General features: G+C 29.5%; 1 protein-coding gene. It reads left to right on the top strand.

Going from position 1 to position 860, the window contains the following annotated elements; all coding sequences use genetic code 11:
* Nucleotides 1–187 precede the first annotated feature (187 nt).
* The coding region (locus ACW2QF_RS11760) for a hypothetical protein (protein WP_455716195.1) at nucleotides 188–860 on the top strand (673 nt) is incomplete at its 3' end.

The raw sequence follows: 860 nt of genomic DNA on the forward strand, positions 1-860 counted from the left end.
GCTATCAAAGCGTATCTACAGGTAGCAGTAGAAAATGAAGGTGCTATTAAGTTATATAATAAGTTGGGCTTTACAAAGGTTTATACATACTGGTATAGAGTGAAAGGTAGTAATTGAAAGAAGCTAATTCTTAAACCGTTGGATAGAAACTCATTATTTAAATAAAGTAATATTTGGAGGAATAGTTATGTTGCTCAAATCAACAAAAATGCAGTTAAGCGTTATGTTTCATAAAAAAGGTTTTCAAATTTCATTCTTAATAGTATTAGGTTATGTAATAGTAACTTATCTATATTATGTATTCAAATTATGGGGGTATGATGTATCGGATATGTATCATCCTGCGGTATTAAGTGCGTTAAATTCAGACTCGCAATATTCATGGTTTTTCATGATGTACTACCCATTTATTGTTGTACTTCCAGCAGGATTCCTTTTTATGACGGATAGGGAGGTAAATATTTACTCAATTGTTCAAGCAAGGCAAAACATTAAAAGTTATTATCTGTCAAAAGTTCTTGCTGCATTTATTGGAGGGTTTACGGTTTTCTTTTTACCTTTCATGATAGGCTTAGTACTAAATATACTTACATTTCCAATAGAAGCAACTGGGACCTTGACTAATTTTGAAATTTATTCTGATACTTATTATATGTATGCATCTAGTTATCTTTTTCCAAATTTATATCATAGTAACATATATGTATATTATATTGTAACAATCCTAATTTTTGGCTGTTTTTCTGGGATCGTTTCGGTCTTCTTGCTTGCTATTTCCACATTTAAAATAAGATATAGAATATTTATGTTTTTACCATTTTATTTAATAGTATATTTACTTAGACAGATGAGAGGTTGGT

The organism is Anaerosporobacter sp. (assembly GCF_965301125.1).